Raw genomic sequence first — 19,928 nt, forward strand, 5'->3', positions numbered from 1 at the left:
GCATCAGAAGGACCAGGCAATGGCAAATCACAATCGTGCGGGTCAACCTGCACAACAGAGCGATTTGATTAACGTCGCCCAGCTTACCGCGCAGTACTACGTGCTGAAGCCGGAAGTGGGTAACGCAGAACACGCAGTTAAGTTTGGTACATCCGGCCACCGCGGCAGTGCGGTTCGCCACAGCTTTAACGAGCCGCATATTCTGGCCATTGCTCAGGCCATCGCGGAAGAGCGCGCTAAAAATGGCGTCACCGGTCCGTGCTACGTGGGTAAAGATACGCACGCCCTGTCAGAGCCTGCTTTTATTTCCGTGCTGGAAGTGCTGGCCGCTAACGGCGTGGACGTCGTGATTCAGGAAAACAACGGCTATACGCCGACCCCTGCCGTCTCTAATGCCATTCTGGTGCATAACCAGAAGGGTGGGGCGCAGGCTGACGGCATTGTGATTACGCCGTCCCACAACCCGCCGGAAGATGGCGGTATCAAATACAACCCACCCAATGGCGGCCCGGCTGACACCAACGTCACCAAAGTGGTGGAAGATCGTGCCAATGCCCTGCTGGCCGACGGCCTGAAAGGCGTGAAGCGTATCTCCCTGGACGAAGCGATGGCCTCCGGCCATGTGAAAGAGCAGGATCTGGTGCAGCCGTTCGTTGAAGGGCTGGCGGATATCGTCGATATGGCGGCGATCCAGAAAGCCGGTCTCAAACTTGGCGTCGACCCGCTCGGCGGTTCCGGTATCGAATACTGGAAACGTATTGCGGAGCACTACAAGCTGGATCTGACCATCGTTAACGATCATGTCGATCAGACCTTCCGCTTTATGCACCTGGATAAAGACGGCGCAATCCGTATGGACTGCTCCTCCGAGTGCGCAATGGCCGGTCTGCTGGCGCTGCGCGACAAGTTCGACCTCGCGTTTGCTAACGACCCGGACTACGACCGTCACGGCATCGTCACCCCTGCGGGCCTGATGAATCCAAACCACTATTTGGCCGTGGCGATCAACTATCTGTTCCAGCATCGTCCACAGTGGGGCGCAGAGGTTGCCGTAGGCAAGACCCTGGTCTCCTCCGCAATGATCGACCGCGTGGTTAACGACCTGGGCCGTAAGCTGGTGGAAGTACCGGTTGGCTTCAAATGGTTTGTTGACGGTCTGTTCGACGGCAGCTTCGGCTTTGGCGGCGAAGAGAGCGCGGGCGCATCCTTCCTGCGCTTCAACGGCACGCCGTGGTCCACCGATAAAGACGGCATCATCATGTGCCTGCTGGCAGCGGAGATCACCGCCGTTACCGGTAAGAACCCGCAGGAGCACTACGATGAGCTCGCAGCCCGTTTCGGTGCCCCGAGCTACAACCGTCTGCAGGCCTCTGCCACCTCCGCCCAGAAAGCGGCGCTGTCTAAACTGTCACCAGAAATGGTCAGCGCCAGTACCCTGGCGGGTGACCCGATCACCGCGCGTCTGACCGCAGCACCGGGTAACGGCGCGTCGATTGGCGGCCTGAAGGTGATGACCGAAAACGGCTGGTTCGCGGCGCGTCCATCCGGTACGGAAGATGCGTACAAGATCTACTGTGAAAGCTTCCTCGGCGCGGAACACCGCCAGCAGATTGAGAAAGAAGCGGTAGAGATTGTCAGCGAAGTACTGAAGAACGCGTAAGTGCGGTCTGTGCGCCGGGCGGCACTGCGTTTGCCCGGCCTACAATTTCAGCAATTTTGTAGGCCCGGTAAGCGTTAGCGCCACCGGGCTTTTTTGTGCTCAAAGCATAAACCGATAACCGATACCGGTTTCAGTTAATAAATGGCGGGGGCGCGCGGGATCCACTTCGAGTTTCTGACGAAGATGCCCCATATATATGCGCAGGTAGTGACTATGCTCCACCGCATTCGGTCCCCAGACCTGGCTTAACAGCTGACGTTGGGTAAGGACTTTGCCGTGATTGTTGAGCAGAACCGCCAGCAGGCGAAATTCGATGGGCGTCAGGTGGATTTCCGCGTTCCCCTGCTGAATACGCCGTGCCGCCAGATCGACGCGGATATCGGAAAAGGTATACACCGGGTCGACGGGGGCGGTGGTTGCGTGGCGGCGCAGGGCAACGCGCAGTCGCGCCTGAAGTTCGCCAATGCCAAACGGCTTGCTGAGATAGTCGTCGGCACCGGCATCGAGGGCGGCAATTTTGTCGGTCTCTTCCAGTCGCGCAGAGAGCACGATGATCGGCATCTGGCTCCACTGGCGCACTTCGCGGATAAAATCGAGGCCGTCGCCGTCCGGCAGACCTAAGTCGAGGATCACCAGGTCCGGCTTGCGGGTGGCGGCTTCAATCAGGCCCCGCTGTAGCGTCCCGGCGTCATGAACGCGCAACCCTTCGCCTTCCAGCGCGGCGCGCAGAAAACGGCTGATGGCGAGTTCATCTTCAACAATCAGGACGTTAATCACAGATCCTCTGGAAATTCATTCAGTTCGGGTGGCGCATCGAGCGGCAGTGTAACACAAAATACCGCCCCGCCTTCGAGGCGGTTATGGGCCGTGATGGTGCCGCCGTGTACCTCAACAATCGCCTGGCAAATCGCCAGCCCCAGCCCCACGCCGGGAATGGCAGACTCCTTATTACCCCGGGCGAACTTATCAAAGATAGCCTGTTCCTGGCCCGCCGGAATGCCCGGACCGCTATCCCATACCTCCAGCTGTAACGTATCGGGCGTGACGCTGGCCTGGATGCCAATTTGCGCTTTGCTACCCGCGTATTTAGCGGCGTTCTCCAGCAGGTTGATCAGCACCCGCTCGAACAGCGGTCCGTCAACGTGGATCAGCGCCAGCGGGGCCGACATCTCCAGCGCGATATACCGCCCCCCGAGCCCCGGCTCCAGCATTTTTAAGGCGCTGCCAATTACCTCTTCCAGCGTCAGCCACTCTTTTTTGAGATTAAAGCCGCCGGACTGGATCCGCGCCATATCCAGCAGGTTATTCACCAGCCGGGTGGTGTTGAGCACGTGCTGGCGGATCTCGCTGGCCTGCATGGCGTGGCGGGAGCCTTCAGCCGCCAGGTCGAGGGTCAGGATCTCCGACTGGCCGAACAGCACCGTCAGGGGCGTACGCAGATCGTGGGAGAGGGCCGCCAGCAGCGAGTTGCGAATGCTCTCACGCTCGCTGGCTAACCGCGCCTGCTCTTCGCTGGCGGTGAGCGCCAGCCGCTCCAGGGCGCTTGCCACCAGCAGGGTAAAGGTCTCCAGTAGCCGCTGCTGCTCGGGGATCATCAGCTGGCGCAGGTTGGATGGTTCCACAACCACCACCCCCTGGCTCTGTAACGGCAGGATCTGCCAGGGCACGCCCGGCAGGGTGTCGGTGCCCGCACCCGCAGGCTGGCCTTTATCGAAGCTCCAGAGGGCAATGGCCTCATCCCACGGAGTCATCCCCGAGGCCGGGGTCAGCGGGCCCAGCTTGCCTTCCGCATCCGGGAGCAGGATCAGGCTGCGGGCGTTGAAGGTGGAGTGAATAAACTGCTGGCTGGTCTGGACGATATCCTGCGGCGTGCGGCCCACCGCCAGCGCTTTCGACATCTCATACAGATGGCGGGTGCGCTGCTCGCGATAGCGGGCGATCCGCGCCTGATAGCGCACTCCTGCCGTCAGGTTACCGATAAGCAGACCCACCGCCAGCATCACGGCGAAGGTGAGGACGTACTGGACATCCGACACTGCCAGGGTGCCGCGAGGGGCGATGAAAAAGAGATCGAAGCTGATGACGTTGATGACCGTCGCCAGCACCGAGGGCCAGCGGCCGTAAAACAGCGCCACAAGCACTACCCCCAGCAGGTAGATCATCACAAGGTTGGCGGCATCGAAGCCGGGTAGCCACTGGCTGGCAACAAAGGTGATCAGGGCGCAGAGCAGCACCGCCACCATGCAGCCGCGCAGCTGGATCCGCCATTTGTCGCTGAACGTCCGGTTATCCGGGGCTCTGGCGGGCAGGGGGGCCGGTTTGTCGTCCAGGGCGACGATCAAGAGATCGAGGTCGGGAGCCCGCTGCGCCAGCCTGTCGGCAAAGCTCTGATGGCTGAACCTGCGGCGGCGGGCGCGCCTGCCGATGACAATCTTGCCGAGGTTGTGCTCCCGGGCGTAGCGCAGAATGGCTTTCTCTTCCGCCTGCTCGGCCAGGGTGGCGGTTTCTGCGCCCAGCTCCTGGGCCAGGCGCAGGGCCGCAAGAATGGCGCGGCGCTGGTTCTCCGGCAGACGGTGCAGCTGCGGCGTCTCGACGTAGACGGCGTGCCAGACGCTGCCAAATTTAGCCGCCAGACGCGCGGCGGTGCGCACCAGCTTTTCATTACCGCTGCCGTGACCAATGCAGAGCAAAATCGCATCCCGGGTATGCCAGACTTTCTCCTCGCCCTGACGGTCGCGCCAGGCCCGCATCTGGTCGTCCACCCGGTCGGCGGCGCGGCGCAGCGCCAGCTCGCGCAGGGCGATCAAATTACCTTTACGGAAGAAGTGCTCAATTGCCCGCTCGGCCTGCCCGGCGATGTAGACCTTGCCCTCATGCAGGCGCTGGCGCAGATCGTCCGGAGGCAGATCCACCAGCACCACTTCGTCCGCCCCATCGAAAAACGGGTCCGGGACGGTCTCCCGCACCTGAATGCCGGTGACGCCGCTGACCACGTCGTTGAGGCTCTCCAGATGCTGGACGTTCACGGTGGTGAAAACATCAATGCCCGCCTCCAGTAGCTCCTCGACATCCTGCCAGCGTTTGGGATGGCGCGAGCCGGGGGCATTGGTGTGCGCCAGTTCGTCCATCAGGATCAGCGCCGGGCGGCGGGCGAGGGCGGCATCGAGATCGAATTCCGTCACCAGACGCCCACGATGATGGATGCGCCGGGGCGGCTGGGTGGCCAGCCCGGCCAGCAGGGCGGCGGTCTCCTGACGTCCGTGAGTTTCCGCCACGCCGATCAGAATATCGAGCCCCTGGGCGCGCAGACGCTGGGCTTCGCTCAGCATGGCGAAGGTCTTCCCGACGCCCGCGCAGGCGCCGAAGAAGATTTTCAGCTTGCCGCGATGGGGCGTGGCGGCCTGCTCCAGCAGTTTGTCCGGGTCCGGGCGCTGAGGCTCGTCGATCATTTACTCTTTCCTTAGCGCGTCCAGCGCCAGATTTAATTCAACGATATTCACCACCGGATTGCCCATGGCGCTGAACAACGGCTTTTGCGTATGCGCGGCAACCAGCTGGCTGAGCTGTTCGCTGCTGAGCTGACGCGCCTGCGCGACGCGCGGGATCTGCCAGGCAACGGCCTGCGGGGTCAGGCTGTAGTCCAGCCCGCTACCGGAGGCGGTCACCAGTTCAACCGGCACCGCCGGGCTGGCCTGCGGGTTGGCGGCGCGCAATTGCGCCACCCGCGTGCGAACGGTGTTATCCAGCGCGGGGTTGCTGCCCGCCAGGTTGCTGCCGCCCGAGGCCATAGGATTATACGGGCTCTCTGCCGTAGCGGAAGGACGCCCGTGAAAGTAACCCGCCGCGGTAAAGTTCTGTCCAATCAATCGGGAACCGCGGATCTCCCCCTGCTGGCGGATAAGCGATCCGTTGGCCTGGTCGTGAAACCACCACTGACCCAGCGCGGTGGTCATCAGCGGATAGAGCCCGCCGGTGATCAGGGCCAGCAGAATAAACAACAGTATAGCGGGGCGTAACATAGCCATTTGATTTTCCTCTTAAACCAGCCCAAACAGAGTCAGCACGACGTCGATGGCTTTAATGCCGATAAAAGGCACCACCAGCCCACCCAGGCCGTAGTTCCACAGATTGCGGCGCAGCATGGCGGCGGCGGTGAGCGGCTTGTAGCTCACGCCTTTCAGCGCCAGCGGGATCAGGAAGATAATGATCAGCGCGTTGAAGATCACCGCGCTCAGAATTGCCGAGGCGGGGGAGTGGAGATGCATGACGTTCAGGGCGTTCAGCTGCGGGTACGTCGCTGCAAAGGCCGCCGGGATGATGGCGAAATATTTCGCCACGTCGTTGGCGATACTGAATGTAGTGAGTGAGCCCCGGGTCATCAGCATCTGTTTGCCGATGTGCACCACTTCGATCAGCTTGGTGGGGTTGGAGTCGAGATCGACCATATTCCCGGCCTCTTTTGCCGCCTGGGTACCGGAGTTCATCGCCACCGCCACGTCCGCCTGGGCCAGCGCCGGAGCGTCGTTGGTGCCGTCACCGGTCATCGCCACCAGGCGTCCTTCTCCCTGGTACTGGCGGATCAGCGCCAGCTTAGCTTCAGGTGTCGCTTCAGACAGAAAATCATCCACTCCTGCCTCGGCAGCAATGGCGGCGGCGGTCAGGCGGTTATCCCCGGTGATCATCACCGTTTTAATGCCCATCTTACGCAGCTGGGCAAAGCGCTCCTTGATGCCGCCTTTGACGATGTCCTTCAGGGCGATCACCCCCAGCACGGTAGCGCCTTCCGCCACCACCAGCGGCGTGGCTCCCTGACGGGCGACGTTCTCCACCAGGGTATCGACCTGCGGCGGGAAGTGGCCGTTGTTGGCCGCGATGTGACGGCGAATGGCGTCCACCGAGCCCTTGCGGATCAGGCGATCCTGAATGTTAATCCCGCTCATCCGGGTCTGCGCCGTAAAGGGGACAAAGGTGGCATGCAGGCTCTGCACGTCGCGCTGGCGCAGATTGAAGCGCTGTTTGGCGAGAACCACGATGCTGCGGCCTTCCGGGGTTTCGTCCGCAAGTGAAGCCAGCTGTGCGGCGTCGGCCAGCGTTTTTTCGTCCACGCCCGGGGCGGGAAGAAACTCGGAGGCCTGGCGGTTGCCCAGGGTGATGGTGCCGGTTTTATCCAGTAGCAGCACGTCGACGTCGCCTGCCGCCTCGACGGCCCGTCCGCTGGTGGCGATCACGTTAGCCGCCAGCATCCGGCTCATGCCCGCCACGCCGATGGCCGACAGCAGGCCGCCGATAGTGGTGGGGATCAGGCAGACCAGCAGGGCAACCAGCACCGTGACGCTCACCGCCGTCCCGCCATACGACGAGAAGGGCCACAGGGTCGCCGTCGCCAGCAGGAAGACGATGGTCAGCGCCACCAGCAGAATGGTCAGGGCGATTTCATTTGGGGTTTTGCGCCGCTGGGCGCCTTCCACCATGGCGATCATCCGGTCGAGGAAGGTTTCTCCCGGGTTGACGCTGCACTGGATCACCAGCCAGTCGGAGAGAATACGCGTCCCGCCGGTGACCGAGGCGAAATCGCCGCCGGACTCACGAATGACCGGCGCAGACTCCCCGGTAATGGCGCTCTCATCCACCGAGGCCCCCCCTTCGATAACCTCCCCGTCGCAGGGGATAATGTCTCCGGCTTCGACCAGCACGATATCGCCTTTGCGCAGCGCATCCGCCGGCACCCTGTCGGTGGCGGCACCGTATTTCGCTTCGCGTAGCTTGCGGGCGAACGCCGTCTTCTGGACGCCTTTCAGGCTGTTGGCCTGGGCTTTACTGCGTCCTTCCGCCAGCGCTTCAGCCACGTTGGCAAACAGCACGGTGAACCACAGCCACAGGCCGATCGCCGCGGTAAAGGTGGCGCTCCCGGCCAGTAACCCGGCCGCCATGGCAACGGCAAGCAGGGTGGTCAGCAGGCTTCCCAGCCAGACGATAAACATCACCGGGTTGCGCCACTGCACGCGCGGATCTAATTTTTTTATCGCATCCATCAGCGCCTGGCGAACCAGAGAAGGTTCGAGCAGGGCCAGTTGCTTACGACTCATGACGATTACTCCGTTAAATCAGCGTAAAGAGAGATGTTCCGCAACCGGGCCTAATGCGAGGGCGGGAATAAAGGTAAGGGCGCCTACCAGCAGGACGGTGCCGATCAGCAGGCCGACAAACAGCGCCCCGTGTGTGGGCAACGTGCCGCCCGAGGCGGGCTGGCGGGTCTTGTTGACCAGCGATCCGGCGATGGCCATTACCGGCACAATCACCCCAAAGCGGCCGATCAACATGCAGAACGCCAGCAGGCAGTTCCAGAACGGCGAGTTGGCGCTCAGGCCCGCAAAGGCGCTGCCGTTGTTGTTGGCCGCGGACGAAACCGCGTACAGCACCTCGCTGAAGCCGTGGATCCCGGGGTTGAAAATGCCGCTGCGTCCGGCATCGGTCATCAGCGCCAGCGCGGTACCGAGCAGCACCAGCGCCGGGGTGACGAGGATCGCCAGGGCGGTCAGCTTCATCTCGCGCACGTCGATTTTCTTGCCCAGATATTCCGGGGTGCGGCCAATCATCAGCCCGGCGATAAACACCGCCAGCAGCACGAACAGCAGCATGCCGTACAGGCCCGATCCGACGCCGCCAAACACCACTTCGCCAATCTGCATCAGCCACAGCGGGATCATCCCGCCCAGGGCGGTGAAGGAGTCATGCATAGCGTTGACCGCGCCACAGGAGGCAGCGGTGGTGATCACCGCATACAGGCTGCTGGCAAGAATGCCAAAGCGGCTCTCTTTCCCTTCCATATTGCTGTTGCTGTCCGCACCCAGCAGCATGAAGTGGCTGTTGCCCTGCCATTCCGCCCACATCACCAGCCCCGCACAGACCACAAAGATGGCGGACATGGTCCAGAGGATCGCGTGCCCCTGGCGGCGATCGCTCACCGCCTCGCCAAAAGCAAAACAGAGCGCGGTGGGGATCAGGAAGATCGCCAGCATCTGCACGGCGTTGGTCAGGGCGGTCGGGTTCTCAAACGGATGGGCGGAGTTGGCATTAAAGAATCCACCCCCGTTGGTACCAAGCATTTTGATCGCTTCCTGGGAGGCCACCGGCCCCATCGGCAGCAGTTGTTTAGCCCCTTCCAGCGAGGTAAACGGCTGATACGCCAACAGGTTCTGCAATACGCCTTGCTGGATAAACAGCAGCGCGATGACCAGCGACAGCGGCAGCAGCACCCACAGGGTGATGCGGGTCAAATCGACCCAGGCGTTGCCAAGCGTAGTGACATTCTGACGAGCAAAGGCGCGGATCAGGGCGAAGATCACCGCAATGCCGCTCGCCGCTGAGAGGAAGTTTTGTACCGTCAGTCCCACCATCTGGCTGAAATAGCTCAGGGTGGTTTCACCGGCATAAGACTGCCAGTTGGTATTGCTGACAAAGCTGACGGCGGTATTGAGCGCCAGATGCCAGGAGAGCCCCGGAAGCTGCTGCGGATTGAGCGGCAGCCAGCCCTGAAGCATCAGCATGGCGAAAAGCACCACCAGGCCCACCCCGTTCAGCAGCAGGATAGCGAGCAGATAGTGCCGCCAGCCCATTTCATCGGCACCTATTCCGAGCAGGCTCAATAAACCTGCGTCAATGGCCTGCACGCCGGGCAGCGGCAGGCCGTTAATCATCCGTGCCAGCCACATCCCCAGCGGTCGGGCGAGCGCCAACAGCACCAGCAGGAAGCTGGCAATAAGCAGAAATCCCTGAGCGGCCATCAGAATGCCTCCGCATTAAGCAGGGCATAGATCAGATACCCCAGTAACAGAAACACCAGCACGATGCCCGCAATGATACCTGCACTCACAATTCACCTCCGGGTGACATTAGTTGTGGTGCAAACGGTAAATTTTCTGGCGCAAAGATTTCGCAAAAATCAGGCGGGGAGGTGTAAAAAAAGTATAAAAATGGCTAAGACCATAATTTAACTAATGGTTAGTATTAATTTAACTTTTATGTAACTAAATTACGGTGTGAATTGTAAATATTCACTAAATGGATGAAAAAGAGTGGTCGGATGAGTAGTAAAATTACAGCCAAAGCGTTACTATTTTCATCAGTTAATCAGTTTTACTTTTCCGGAGAAGGTTTCCGGCCAGAGAAAGGGGAGAAAATGATGGAATTTTACAAAGCGTATCCGGCACATATCGTTTTTATTCGCCGCACTTTCGCTGTGTTAGCGGGTGTTCTGGCGTTACCAGTTATGCTTTTCTGGAAAGATCGTGCCCGTTTTTACAGCTATCTGCATCGCGTCTGGGCTAAAACCAGCGATAAGCCGGTGTGGATGGATCAGGCTGAAAAAGCCGTTTGTGACTTTTACTAAGAAAGACTACACACAGCAATTGCAGTAATAAAAAAACCGCCACAGCAATGTGGCGGTTTTTTTTATCCCTCGGGATTCGCGGTCCGTAGGGAGGATTCAAACAAGCACTACCAGAGAAGTTAATCTTAACCTTAACCGCCCTCAGGCGAAATTTGCGTTATCTAAATGAATTCTGAAAGGGCTGCCACAGCCGGTCCATAGTCTCGTTAAGGCCGCCATCAGGGCGGCCTTTTTTATGTGCGCCCAGCATGGGCGCAATCTTGTGGGTGAAAGTCCCGCCGTAAGCTGACCACAGCGAACGAAGTGAAGCGCAACTGCATGAGGGCGACCGAGTGTGGGGAGGAAGCGTGAATCGAAACCGCGAGCCGATGTACAAGAACCGGATACAAGGCGAAGCCGACCAGGGCGAGCGGGCATAAAACCGCGAAGCTCTTGTGGTCAAGGGTCAGGCAGCGTAAATCCGGCGGTTGTGCGGTGAAGGATTGCGTTCTTACCTGGGGAGATCTCGCCTTGTGCCTGAAAGGGCGACGGCGCGAGTCGGAGCGAGAAGTCAGCAGAGGCCGTAGTAGTCTTTTTTTTTTGACGAAGGGCCGAACGAGAGAAAGCGTCATAGGCCATGTTGATGCGAAAGACCGGAAGTCAGATGCCTGCCAAACGCGGGGCGGACGGAGATAACGAGCGGTGAAACCGTGAGAAATCCTGTCAGCGACGAGGTCAATCGCCCGCAAAATGAACCCGATAACGCAGGACAAGGGCTGCTGGAACGGGCCTTTGCGAGAGAAAACCTGAAACGGGCGTGGAAACGGGTCAAGGCCAACAAAGGTGCAGCGGGAGTCGACGGTCTGGATATTGATCAGACGGCCGAGTACCTGCTGACCCAATGGGCGGGGATTCGTGAACAGCTTCTTTCAGGAGTCTACCGGCCCAGTCCGGTACGGCGTGTGGTCATTCCCAAACCTGACGGCGGTCAACGCGAGTTGGGTATCCCAACGGTCACCGACCGTTTGATCCAACAAGCGTTGCTGCAAGCCTTGCAGCCATTACTCGATCCGACCTTCAGTGAACACAGCTACGGCTTCCGTCCGGGACGCTGTGCGCAGGACGCCGTTTTAGCGGCTCAGCGCTATGCCTCTTCAGGACGTAAAGTGGTGGTGGATGTTGATCTGGAGAAGTTCTTCGACCGGGTCGATCACGACATCTTGATGGATCGTTTGCGCAAACGGATTACGGATCAGGCGGTTATCCGGCTGATTCGCGCCTATCTGGATGCGGGAACGCTGATCAATGGCGTGGTCGAGAAAAGCCGCTGCGGGGCGCCGCAAGGCGGCCCACTGTCGCCGTTGTTGGCGAACGTGCTGCTGGACGAAGTGGATCGGGAGCTTGAACGCCGAGGCCATTGTTTCGTGCGCTATGCCGACGATGCGAACGTGTATGTGCGCAGTCAGAAGGCGGGGCAGCGGGTAATGGCCCTGCTGAGGCGGCTGTACGAAAAGCTGCACTTGAGCGTCAACGAGAGCAAGAGTGCAGTGACGAGCGCGTTTGGTCGCAAGTTTCTGGGCTATGAGTTGTGGTCAGCCCGAAGTGAAGTCAAGCGCGCGGTCTCTTATAAGGCGCAGAAACAGTTCAAGCAGCGTATCCGCTGGCTTACCCGGCGCTCCTGCGGGCGTAGCTTGCAACAGGTCGCAGATAATCTTCGGCCTTATCTTTTGGGCTGGAAAGCCTACTTCACGTTGTCGCAAACACCGGCAGTCTGGCGCAAGCTGGACGAATGGATACGACATCGACTGAGAGCGATCCAGCTCAGGCAGTGGAAGCGTGGCCCTACGATCTATCGAGAGCTGCGGACACTGGGGGCGAGCCAGCAGGTGGCGCAGAGGGTGGCCAGTAACTCTCATCGCTGGTGGCGTAATAGCCGTTTTGAGTTGAATCGTGTGCTGAATATTGCGTGGTTCGACAGGCTGGGATTGGCGCGCCTCTCATAACCTCAATCTCTCGAACCGCCCGGTGCGGACCCGCATGCCGGGTGGTGTGGCAGGGGAGCGGCCTATGAAGGCCGTCCCCTATGCCGATTTCAGTATGGCTACACTTGTTAAAGGGAAGTATCCTCGGTGACTTGTAGATGTTACAGACGATAATACTGGAGTGTTATGGCCACCCATCTGGTCTGGTTTCGCGCCGATCTGCGCATCCACGATAACCTGGCGCTTGCCGCCGCCTGTCGCGACAAAAAAGCCCGCGTGCTGGCGCTATTTATCGCCACGCCACAACAGTGGCAGCAGCACGCCATGGCCCCACGTCAGGCCGCGTTTCTTCATGCCCATCTCAAGGGTTTGCAACGGCAACTGGCCGACAAAGGCATTCCGCTGCTGTATGAGGAGGTTGCTGATTTCGCTGCCCAGGGCGAAAAAGTCGCCCAGCTTTGCGACAAGCATGATGTCACCCATCTTTTTTATAACTACCAGTATGAACTCAACGAGCAGCAGCGCGACCTCCAGCTGGAGCGCGCATTGCAGGACGTCACCTGTCAGGGATTTGATGACAGCGTGATCCTGCCGCCGGGCAGCGTGATGACCGGCAATCACGAGATGTACAAGGTCTTTACGCCGTTCAAAAATGCCTGGCTACGGCGGCTGAAAGAGGGGCTGCCCGAGTGTGCGGCGGCGCCTGCCGCCCGTGAAGGTGAAAAGGTTACTCCGGCAGAGCTGGATTTCGACTATCCAAAACAGCCATTCGATACCGACCTCTTTCCGGCGAGCGAGAAAGAGGCGATTGCCCGCCTGCGTCAGTTCTGCCAGCAAGGGGCAGGGGAGTATGAGGCGCAGCGTGATTTCCCGGCCATCGAAGGCACCAGCCGACTCTCAGCCTGTCTGGCGCTGGGGGTACTTTCTCCCCGTCAGTGCCTGCACCGATTGCTGGCAGAACAGCCGCAGGCGCTGGAGGGCGGGCCGGGTTCCGTATGGCTTAACGAGCTCATCTGGCGAGAGTTTTACCGTCACCTGATGACGTATCACCCTGATTTATGTAAATATCGGCCATTCATCCGCTGGACGGATAACGTCAAATGGCAGTCTGAGGACGCCCAGCTGAAGGCGTGGCAATATGGACAGACCGGCTATCCCATCGTCGATGCCGCCATGCGCCAGCTGAATGAAACCGGCTGGATGCACAACCGCCTGCGCATGATCACCGCCAGCTTTCTGGTCAAAGATCTGCTTATCGACTGGCGCGCCGGGGAACGGTACTTTATTTCGCAGCTGATCGATGGCGACCTGGCCGCCAACAACGGCGGCTGGCAGTGGGCGGCGTCGACCGGAACCGATGCGGCCCCCTATTTTCGTATTTTTAACCCGACAACCCAGGGGCAGAAGTTTGATGCCGACGGCGTGTTTATCCGCCGCTGGCTGCCGGAACTGGCTACCGTACCGGACAAGGCCATCCACGATCCCTGGACCTGGGCGGACAAGCAGGGCGTCACCCTCGATTATCCGCGCCCGGTTGTCGACCATAAACAGGCGCGCGTTGCCACGCTGGCCGCGTATGAAGCCGCCCGTAAAGCATAAGGGAGTAATAATGAAAAACAGTGAACTGGAACGCCTGATTAACGACAAACTCAACAGCACCAGCTTCAGCGACTACGCGCCGAACGGCCTGCAGGTGGAAGGGCGTGAGCAGGTGCAGAAAATTGTCACCGGCGTAACGGCAAGCCAGGCGCTGATCGATGAAGCGGTGCGTCAGAATGCCGATGCGGTAATTGTTCACCACGGCTATTTCTGGAAAGGTGAATCGCCGGTTATCCGCGGCATGAAGCGTAATCGCCTGAAGACCCTGCTGGAAAACGACATCAACCTCTACGGCTGGCATCTGCCGCTGGACGCGCACCCGGAACTGGGGAATAACGCCCAGCTGGCGGCGCTGCTCGGCATTACCATCATGGGTGAAATTGAGCCGCTGGTGCCCTGGGGTGAACTCTCCATGCCGGTACCGGGTCTGGAGCTGGCGTCGTGGATCGAAGCCCGGCTGGGGCGTCGTCCGCTGTGGAGCGGCGACACCGGGCCCGATACCGTACAGCGCGTCGCCTGGTGTACCGGCGGCGGGCAGGGCTTTATTGACAGCGCGGCGCGTTTTGGCGTCGATGCGTTCATTACGGGCGAAGTGTCGGAGCAAACCATTCACTCCGCCCGCGAGCAGGGGCTCCATTTTTATGCAGCAGGCCACCACGCCACGGAACGCGGCGGTATTCGCGCCCTCAGCGAATGGCTGACAGAAAATACCGACCTGGATGTCACCTTTGTGGATATCCCTAATCCAGCCTGATGAGAGGTATATAAGTGCAGCGAGCACGTTGTTATCTGCTAGGCGAAACCGCCGTGGTACTGGAGCTGGAACCGCCAGTGACCCTGGCGACGCAAAAACGGATCTGGCGCTTGACCCAGCGGCTGGGTGAACTCCCTGAAGTGGTGGAAGCCATTCCGGGGATGAATAACATTACCGTGGTGCTGCGCAATCCCCACTCGGTGGCGCTGGATGCGATTGAGCGTCTGCAGCGCTGGTGGGAAGAGAGCGAGGCGCTGGAGCCGGATTCCCGCGCCATCGAAATCCCCGTGGTGTACGGCACCGCCGCGGGCCCTGACCTTGGCGAAGTGGCCCGGCATGCCGGGCTTTCGGAGAAACAGGTCGTGGAGCTCCATTCATCCGTTGACTATGTAGTCTGGTTCTTAGGTTTTCAGCCGGGGTTCCCTTATCTGGGCGGGCTGCCCGAGCAGCTGGCTACCCCACGTCGCGCCGAACCCCGCTTGCAGGTGCCGGCGGGTTCAGTGGGGATTGGCGGGGCGCAAACCGGGATTTACCCCTTAGCCACACCCGGCGGCTGGCAGCTGATAGGACACACCTCTCTGCCGCTGTTCGATCCCAGCCGTGACGAGCCGGTGCTGCTGCGCCCGGGCGATACCGTGCGGTTTATCCCGCAGAAGGAGGGGGTATGCTAAAAATAGTTCGTGCCGGGCTCTATACCTCGGTGCAGGACGGCGGGCGCATCGGTTTTCGCCAGTCGGGGATCAGCTACTGTGGTGCGCTGGATAAACCAGCATTGCAGATTGGTAATCTGCTGGTGGGCAATGACCCGGATGATGCCGCGCTGGAGATCACGCTCGGGCAATGTACCTTCGAGTTTGAACAAGACGGCTGGTTTGCCCTGACCGGGGCAGGCTGTGATGCCCGGCTTGACGGCGCGGCGGTCTGGACCGGCTGGCGTCTGCCGATAAAAGCCGGGCAGCAGCTCACCCTTAATCGTCCCCGTCGCGGCATGCGTAGCTATCTGGCGATCGCGGGCGGCATTGAGGTGCCGTCGGTCATGGACTCCCTGAGTACCGATCTGAAAGTGGGCCTGGGCGGACACGAAGGGCGTCTGCTGAAAGATGGCGATCGCCTGAAGATCCGTGCCGGTGGACGCGAATTCCGCGAAGCGCAGGGCGTGAAACAGCTGCTATGGGATAACCGCGTGCGCGCCCTGCCGGGGCCGGAATACCATGAGTTTGATCAGGCTTCGCAGGATGCGCTCTGGCGTCTGCCCTGGCAGCTCAGCCCGCAAAGTAACCGCATGGGCTATCGCCTGCAGGGACAAAAACTGCAGCGCACCACCGAGCGCGAACTGCTCTCCCACGGCCTGCTGCCGGGCGTTATTCAGGTGCCGCATAACGGGCAGCCGATTATTCTGATGAACGATGCCCAGACCACCGGGGGCTATCCGCGGATCGCCTGCATCATTGAAGCCGATATGTACCACCTGGCCCAGGCGCCGCTCGGACAGCCGATCCACTTTGTCCCCTGTACCCTGGAAGAGGCTCTGGAAGCACGACGCATCCAGAAGCAATACATCGAACAGCTGGCGTGGAGGTTGCATGATCGCGGTTGATTTAAATGCAGATTTGGGTGAAGGGTGCGGCAGCGATGCCGCGCTGCTACAGCTGGTGTCGTCAGCCAACATCGCCTGCGGTTTTCATGCCGGTGATGCCGAAACCATGCTGGCCTGCGTGCGCGAGGCGCTGAAAAACGGGGTGGCCATCGGGGCGCACCCCAGCTTCCCGGATCGGGAGAACTTAGGCCGCACGGCCATGACCCTGCCGCCGGAGACGGTGTATGCGCAAATGCTGTATCAGATTGGGGCCCTGGCGGCGATCGTTCGCGCCGAAGGCGGGCAGCTGCGTCACGTGAAACCCCACGGCATGCTCTATAACCAGGCGGCAAAGGATCGCAATCTTGCCGATGCGATCGCCCGCGCTGTGGCGACCGTCGACCCGGATCTGATCCTGGTTGGGCTGGCCGGGAGCGAGCTGATCCGCGCCGGAATGCGCTATGGCCTGATCACCCGGGAAGAGGTGTTTGCCGATCGCGGGTATCAGCCGGATGGTAGCCTGGTGCCGCGGACTCAGGCCGGGGCATTGATTGCCGATGAAGAGCAGTCCCTGGCGCAAACCCTGGAGATGATCCAGCGCGGCCGGGTGAAAAGTATTACCGGTGAATGGGCAACCGTACACGCACAGACGGTCTGCATTCACGGTGACGGTGAACACGCCCTGGCCTTTGCCCGTCGCCTGCGTCAGGAATTTGAAGCAAATAATATAAAAATCAGTGCATAACGCACATTTGCAAACACAACAACAGGAAAGAGAACATGGCAGAGACGCTGTCCCTCTGGCCACTCATCGGTATCGCGGTGATTGTGGTCGGGTTTCTTTTACGCTTTAACCCGGTGCTGGTGGTCATTGTCGCCGGGATCGTCACCGGCCTGGCGGCGCATATGCCGGTCGCCACCATTCTGGAAAAACTGGGTGAAGGGTTCCTGAACACCCGCAACCTGCCCTATATCCTCCTGATCCCGCTGGCGGTTATCGGCCTGCTGGAGCGCCACGGCCTGAAAGAGCGGGCTCAGGCGTGGATCGCGAAGATCCACAGCGCCACCGCCGGTCGTCTGCTGATCGTCTACCTGTTCGTTCGTGAAGCTTCGGCAGCGATGGGGCTGACCAGCCTCGGCGGGCATCCGCAGATGGTGCGTCCGCTGCTGGCACCGATGGCAGAAGGGGCGGCAGAGAAGAAGTATGGCGAGCTGCCGGGGGCGGTGCGCTATCGCCTGCGGGCCATGTCGGCGGCCACCGACAACGTCGGGCTGTTCTTTGGCGAAGACATCTTCGTTGCCTTTGGCGCCATCATCTTTATGCATAATTTCATGCTGGAATCCGGCGGCATCCAGACCGAGCCGCTGCATATTGCCCTGTGGGGGATCCCGACCGCGCTCTGCGCCTTTGCGATCCACGCCACCCGACTGTACCGCCTGGATAAGCATCTGGAGCGCGAACTGGCGAAAGTGCAGGGAGAGGTGAAATGAATTTCCAGCAAAGCTATCTCTACTGGCTGGCAGGCCTGATCCTGCTGATCGTGGCGCTGATGTCGTTTCGCGATAAAGCCAACCCACGACGCATCACCACCGGTCTGTTCTGGGGCATTTACGGCCTGCTGTTCCTGCTCGGCAACTGGACCTACGATCTGGTGGGCGACAAGCGCACCGTCCATATCGCGGTGGGTCTGGCGGTGGTCGTCCTGGCGCTGATCGCCGGTTTTGGCGGCGTGCGCCTCGGCAGCTATCACCAGCGCACGGCAGAAGAGCGCGAGGGCAGCGCGAAGCGACTGGGCAATCGCCTCTTCTTACCGGCGCTGGCCATTCCGGTGGTGACGGTGGTGGGCGTGCTGATGTTTAACCACATCCCGGGCCTGCAGGAGACGCTGTTCGGGCCGGGCAACCACTCGACGCTGGTCACGCTGTTCTCGATGACCATCGGCTCGCTCATTGGCCTGGCGATGGCGGTCAAAATGACCCATGAGAAAGTGCATCAGCCTCTGCAGGAGGCGCGCCGACTGCTCGACTCCATCGGCTGGGCCTTTATTCTGCCGCAAATACTTGCCACCCTTGGCCTGCTGTTTACCGCCGCTGGCGTCGGGGAGGGGATTTCTTACCTAACCCAGACGTATCTGGCGGTGGACAGCCGGTTTATCGCGGTGGCGGTTTATGCCGTGGGCATGGCGCTGCTGACGATGGTGATGGGCAACGCCTTCGCTGCCTTCCCGATTGTCACTGCGGGGATCGGCATCCCGATCCTGGTCCTGCAACACGGCGGCAACCCGGCGGTGATGGCGGCGATTGGCATGTTCTCCGGCTACTGTGGCACGTTGATGACGCCGATGGCGGCCAACTTCAACATCGTGCCCGCCGCGCTGCTGGAGCTGCCCGATAAAAATGCGGTCATCAAAGCGCAGGTGCCTACCGGGGTGCTGCTGCTGATCGCCAACGTATTCCTGCTCTACTTCCTGATGTTCCTGTAAGGAGAAATGATGCGAACAGTTTTAATCACCGGTTTTGAGCCTTTTGGCGGCGAGCGCGTTAACCCGTCGTGGGAAGTGGTGAAACAGCTTGATGGCGCGATTATTGACGACTGTCGCGTGGTAGCGCGGCAGTTGCCCTGCGTGTTTGGCGAGTCGTTATCGGTGCTGAACGCGGCCATTGACGCGCTGCAGCCCTCCGTCGTGCTGGCGATAGGCCAGGCCGGGGGCCGGGTGGATGTGACCGTTGAGCGGGTGGCGATCAACGTCGATGACGCCCGCATTCCCGATAACCGGGGGCAACAGCCGGTGGATGTCGCCATTGTCGACGGCGGTCCGGCCGCCTGGTTCAGCACCCTGCCGATTAAAGCGATGGTGGCGGCCCTGCGGGAGTCAGGCATTCCTGCTTCTGTTTCCCAGACGGCTGGCACATTCGTCTGCAACCACGTGATGTACGGCGTGCTGCACAAGCTGGCCCACAGCCCGGACGTGAAGGGCGGGTTCATCCATATTCCTTACCTCCCCGAGCAGGCGGCAGCGCACCCCGGTGCCCCGAGCATGGCGACGCACACCGTGAAGCAGGCCCTGGAGATCGCCATTGCGGTGGCGCTGCGTCAGGAGCACGACATCAAAGTGGTGGGCGGTGCGACGCACTAGAAAGGAGACATCATGCCAGAAGGACCAGAGATCCGCCGCGCGGCGGATAGCCTGGAGGCGGAGATAAAAGGCAAACCGCTCACCGACGTGTGGTTTGCTTTTCCTCAGTTAAAAACCTTTGAATCCCGGCTTATCGGCGAGACGGTCACGCATCTGGAGACGCGCGGCAAAGCGCTGCTCACCCACTTCTCCAACCAGCTTACGCTCTACAGCCATAACCAGCTGTATGGCGTCTGGCGGGTGGTGGATACTGGTAAACTGCCGGAGACGACCCGGGTGCTGCGCGTCAAACTGGAGACGGCGGACAAAACCATTCTGCTCTACAGCGCCTCGGATATTGAGATGCTGCTGCCGGAGCAGCTTACCACCCATCCCTTCCTGCAGCGGGTGGGGCCGGATGTGCTGGATTTACGCCTGACGGCAGAGGATGTGAAAGCGCGGCTATTGTCGGCAAAATTCCGCAATCGCCAGTTTTCCGGGCTGCTGCTGGACCAGTCGTTTCTTGCCGGTCTGGGCAACTATCTGCGGGTAGAAATTCTGTGGGAGGTGGGGCTGGCGGCGAGCCACAAAGCCTCGCAGCTCAGCGACGCGCAGCTGGATGCGTTATCCCACGCGGTGCTGGATATCCCGCGTCTGTCGTATAACACGCGCGGAGTGGTGAATGAGAAGAAGCATCACGGGGCGTTGTTCCGGTTTAAGGTGTTTCATCGCGCGGGGAAAAAGTGTGAGCGCTGCGGTGGGGTGATTGAGAAAACGACGCTCTCTTCGCGACCGTTTTACTGGTGTCCACATTGTCAGACATAAAAAAACGCCGGGTGGCGCTGACGCTTACCCGGCCTACGTAGGCCCGGC

The 19,928-nt window shown here is 60.4% G+C and carries 18 protein-coding genes; 12 read left to right on the plus strand and 6 right to left on the minus strand.

Translation table 11 applies throughout. The annotated features are described in order from the left end of the window. The first annotated feature begins 19 nt into the window (after positions 1-19). Complete coding sequence (gene pgm / locus FHN83_RS18195; RefSeq protein ID WP_039029314.1) at positions 20-1,660, plus strand: phosphoglucomutase (alpha-D-glucose-1,6-bisphosphate-dependent); 1,641 nt, start codon at positions 20-22, stop codon at positions 1,658-1,660. Positions 1,661-1,759: 99 nt separating this feature from the next. Here pgm and kdpE read toward each other — a convergent pair whose 3' ends face one another. From kdpE to kdpF, 6 genes are read right to left on the minus strand one after another with little or no spacing between them, the layout of a single operon-like run. Next, positions 1,760-2,437 (minus strand): two-component system response regulator KdpE, encoded by a 678-nt coding sequence (gene kdpE / locus FHN83_RS18200; protein ID WP_039029317.1) that lies wholly within the window; start codon positions 2,435-2,437, stop codon positions 1,760-1,762. Continuing rightward, positions 2,434-5,109 carry a two-component system sensor histidine kinase KdpD gene (gene kdpD, locus FHN83_RS18205; protein WP_139564560.1) on the minus strand — a complete coding sequence of 892 codons (2,676 nt, stop codon included), beginning with the start codon at positions 5,107-5,109 and terminating at the stop codon, positions 2,434-2,436. Before kdpD ends, kdpE begins: the two co-directional genes overlap by 4 nt. Further along, positions 5,110-5,685 (minus strand): potassium-transporting ATPase subunit KdpC, encoded by a 576-nt coding sequence (gene kdpC, locus FHN83_RS18210; protein WP_139564561.1) that lies wholly within the window; start codon positions 5,683-5,685, stop codon positions 5,110-5,112. Between the two features lie 12 nt (positions 5,686-5,697). Beyond that, the gene (gene kdpB, locus FHN83_RS18215) at positions 5,698-7,746 is read right to left on the minus strand and encodes a potassium-transporting ATPase subunit KdpB (RefSeq protein ID WP_139564562.1); all 2,049 of its coding nucleotides are present in this window, start codon (positions 7,744-7,746) and stop codon (positions 5,698-5,700) included. 18 nt (positions 7,747-7,764) lie between these two features. Then, the gene (gene kdpA, locus FHN83_RS18220; RefSeq protein WP_139564563.1) at positions 7,765-9,444 is read right to left on the minus strand and encodes a potassium-transporting ATPase subunit KdpA; all 1,680 of its coding nucleotides are present in this window, start codon (positions 9,442-9,444) and stop codon (positions 7,765-7,767) included. Further along, on the minus strand, positions 9,444-9,533 hold the full coding sequence (gene kdpF, locus FHN83_RS18225; RefSeq protein WP_072036638.1) for a K(+)-transporting ATPase subunit F: 90 nt from the start codon (positions 9,531-9,533) through the stop codon (positions 9,444-9,446). Before kdpF ends, kdpA begins: the two co-directional genes overlap by 1 nt. A 309-nt stretch (positions 9,534-9,842) precedes the next feature. Here kdpF and FHN83_RS18230 point away from each other — a divergent pair, with 309 nt between their 5' ends. From FHN83_RS18230 to nei, 11 genes are all read left to right on the plus strand, one after another. Continuing rightward, the gene (locus tag FHN83_RS18230) at positions 9,843-10,049 is read left to right on the plus strand and encodes a YbfA family protein (RefSeq protein ID WP_039029414.1); all 207 of its coding nucleotides are present in this window, start codon (positions 9,843-9,845) and stop codon (positions 10,047-10,049) included. A 689-nt stretch (positions 10,050-10,738) separates the two neighbouring features. Further along, positions 10,739-12,031, plus strand: a complete 1,293-nt coding sequence (gene ltrA / locus FHN83_RS18240) for a group II intron reverse transcriptase/maturase (RefSeq protein WP_017341082.1) — start codon at positions 10,739-10,741, stop codon at positions 12,029-12,031. 165 nt (positions 12,032-12,196) lie between these two features. Beyond that, positions 12,197-13,609 carry a deoxyribodipyrimidine photo-lyase gene (gene phrB, locus FHN83_RS18245; RefSeq protein WP_139564564.1) on the plus strand — a complete coding sequence of 471 codons (1,413 nt, stop codon included), beginning with the start codon at positions 12,197-12,199 and terminating at the stop codon, positions 13,607-13,609. A 10-nt stretch (positions 13,610-13,619) separates the two neighbouring features. Continuing rightward, complete coding sequence (locus FHN83_RS18250) at positions 13,620-14,363, plus strand: type 2 GTP cyclohydrolase I (RefSeq protein ID WP_039029323.1); 744 nt, start codon at positions 13,620-13,622, stop codon at positions 14,361-14,363. Positions 14,364-14,377: 14 nt separating this feature from the next. Continuing rightward, the gene (gene pxpB / locus FHN83_RS18255; RefSeq protein ID WP_039029324.1) at positions 14,378-15,034 is read left to right on the plus strand and encodes a 5-oxoprolinase subunit PxpB; all 657 of its coding nucleotides are present in this window, start codon (positions 14,378-14,380) and stop codon (positions 15,032-15,034) included. Then, on the plus strand, positions 15,028-15,960 hold the full coding sequence (gene pxpC, locus FHN83_RS18260) for a 5-oxoprolinase subunit PxpC (protein WP_139564565.1): 933 nt from the start codon (positions 15,028-15,030) through the stop codon (positions 15,958-15,960). The genes pxpB and pxpC overlap by 7 nt, the downstream gene beginning before the upstream one ends. Further along, positions 15,950-16,684 (plus strand): 5-oxoprolinase subunit PxpA, encoded by a 735-nt coding sequence (gene pxpA, locus FHN83_RS18265; RefSeq protein ID WP_139565458.1) that lies wholly within the window; start codon positions 15,950-15,952, stop codon positions 16,682-16,684. The genes pxpC and pxpA overlap by 11 nt, the downstream gene beginning before the upstream one ends. Before the next feature lie 35 nt (positions 16,685-16,719). After that, positions 16,720-17,430, plus strand: coding sequence for a DUF969 domain-containing protein (locus FHN83_RS18270; protein ID WP_039029326.1), 711 nt, complete (start codon positions 16,720-16,722; stop codon positions 17,428-17,430). Further along, the gene (locus FHN83_RS18275; RefSeq protein ID WP_139564566.1) at positions 17,427-18,422 is read left to right on the plus strand and encodes a DUF979 domain-containing protein; all 996 of its coding nucleotides are present in this window, start codon (positions 17,427-17,429) and stop codon (positions 18,420-18,422) included. Before FHN83_RS18270 ends, FHN83_RS18275 begins: the two co-directional genes overlap by 4 nt. A 9-nt stretch (positions 18,423-18,431) precedes the next feature. Beyond that, positions 18,432-19,076, plus strand: a complete 645-nt coding sequence (gene pcp, locus FHN83_RS18280) for a pyroglutamyl-peptidase I (protein ID WP_139564567.1) — start codon at positions 18,432-18,434, stop codon at positions 19,074-19,076. A 12-nt stretch (positions 19,077-19,088) separates the two neighbouring features. Continuing rightward, complete coding sequence (gene nei / locus FHN83_RS18285) at positions 19,089-19,880, plus strand: endonuclease VIII (protein ID WP_139564568.1); 792 nt, start codon at positions 19,089-19,091, stop codon at positions 19,878-19,880. Positions 19,881-19,928: the final 48 nt, after the last annotated feature.

The sequence above is a fragment of the Leclercia adecarboxylata genome, assembly GCF_006171285.1.
Lineage (GTDB): Bacteria > Pseudomonadota > Gammaproteobacteria > Enterobacterales > Enterobacteriaceae > Enterobacter > Enterobacter barmai.

What these genes read in the sequence shown, in the direction of transcription:
- nei (WP_139564568.1), top strand. Translation starts at nt 19,089, where the DNA reads ATGCCAGAAGGACCAGAGATCCGCCGCGCGGCGGATAGCCTGGAGGCG.
- kdpD (WP_139564560.1), bottom strand. Translation starts at nt 5,109, where the DNA reads ATGATCGACGAGCCTCAGCGCCCGGACCCGGACAAACTGCTGGAGCAG.
- FHN83_RS18275 (WP_139564566.1), top strand. Translation starts at nt 17,427, where the DNA reads ATGAATTTCCAGCAAAGCTATCTCTACTGGCTGGCAGGCCTGATCCTG.
- phrB (WP_139564564.1), top strand. Translation starts at nt 12,197, where the DNA reads ATGGCCACCCATCTGGTCTGGTTTCGCGCCGATCTGCGCATCCACGAT.
- pxpC (WP_139564565.1), top strand. Translation starts at nt 15,028, where the DNA reads ATGCTAAAAATAGTTCGTGCCGGGCTCTATACCTCGGTGCAGGACGGC.
- kdpC (WP_139564561.1), bottom strand. Translation starts at nt 5,685, where the DNA reads ATGGCTATGTTACGCCCCGCTATACTGTTGTTTATTCTGCTGGCCCTG.
- FHN83_RS18230 (WP_039029414.1), top strand. Translation starts at nt 9,843, where the DNA reads ATGGAATTTTACAAAGCGTATCCGGCACATATCGTTTTTATTCGCCGC.
- kdpA (WP_139564563.1), bottom strand. Translation starts at nt 9,444, where the DNA reads ATGGCCGCTCAGGGATTTCTGCTTATTGCCAGCTTCCTGCTGGTGCTG.
- FHN83_RS18250 (WP_039029323.1), top strand. Translation starts at nt 13,620, where the DNA reads ATGAAAAACAGTGAACTGGAACGCCTGATTAACGACAAACTCAACAGC.
- FHN83_RS18270 (WP_039029326.1), top strand. Translation starts at nt 16,720, where the DNA reads ATGGCAGAGACGCTGTCCCTCTGGCCACTCATCGGTATCGCGGTGATT.
- pgm (WP_039029314.1), top strand. Translation starts at nt 20, where the DNA reads ATGGCAAATCACAATCGTGCGGGTCAACCTGCACAACAGAGCGATTTG.
- pcp (WP_139564567.1), top strand. Translation starts at nt 18,432, where the DNA reads ATGCGAACAGTTTTAATCACCGGTTTTGAGCCTTTTGGCGGCGAGCGC.
- kdpB (WP_139564562.1), bottom strand. Translation starts at nt 7,746, where the DNA reads ATGAGTCGTAAGCAACTGGCCCTGCTCGAACCTTCTCTGGTTCGCCAG.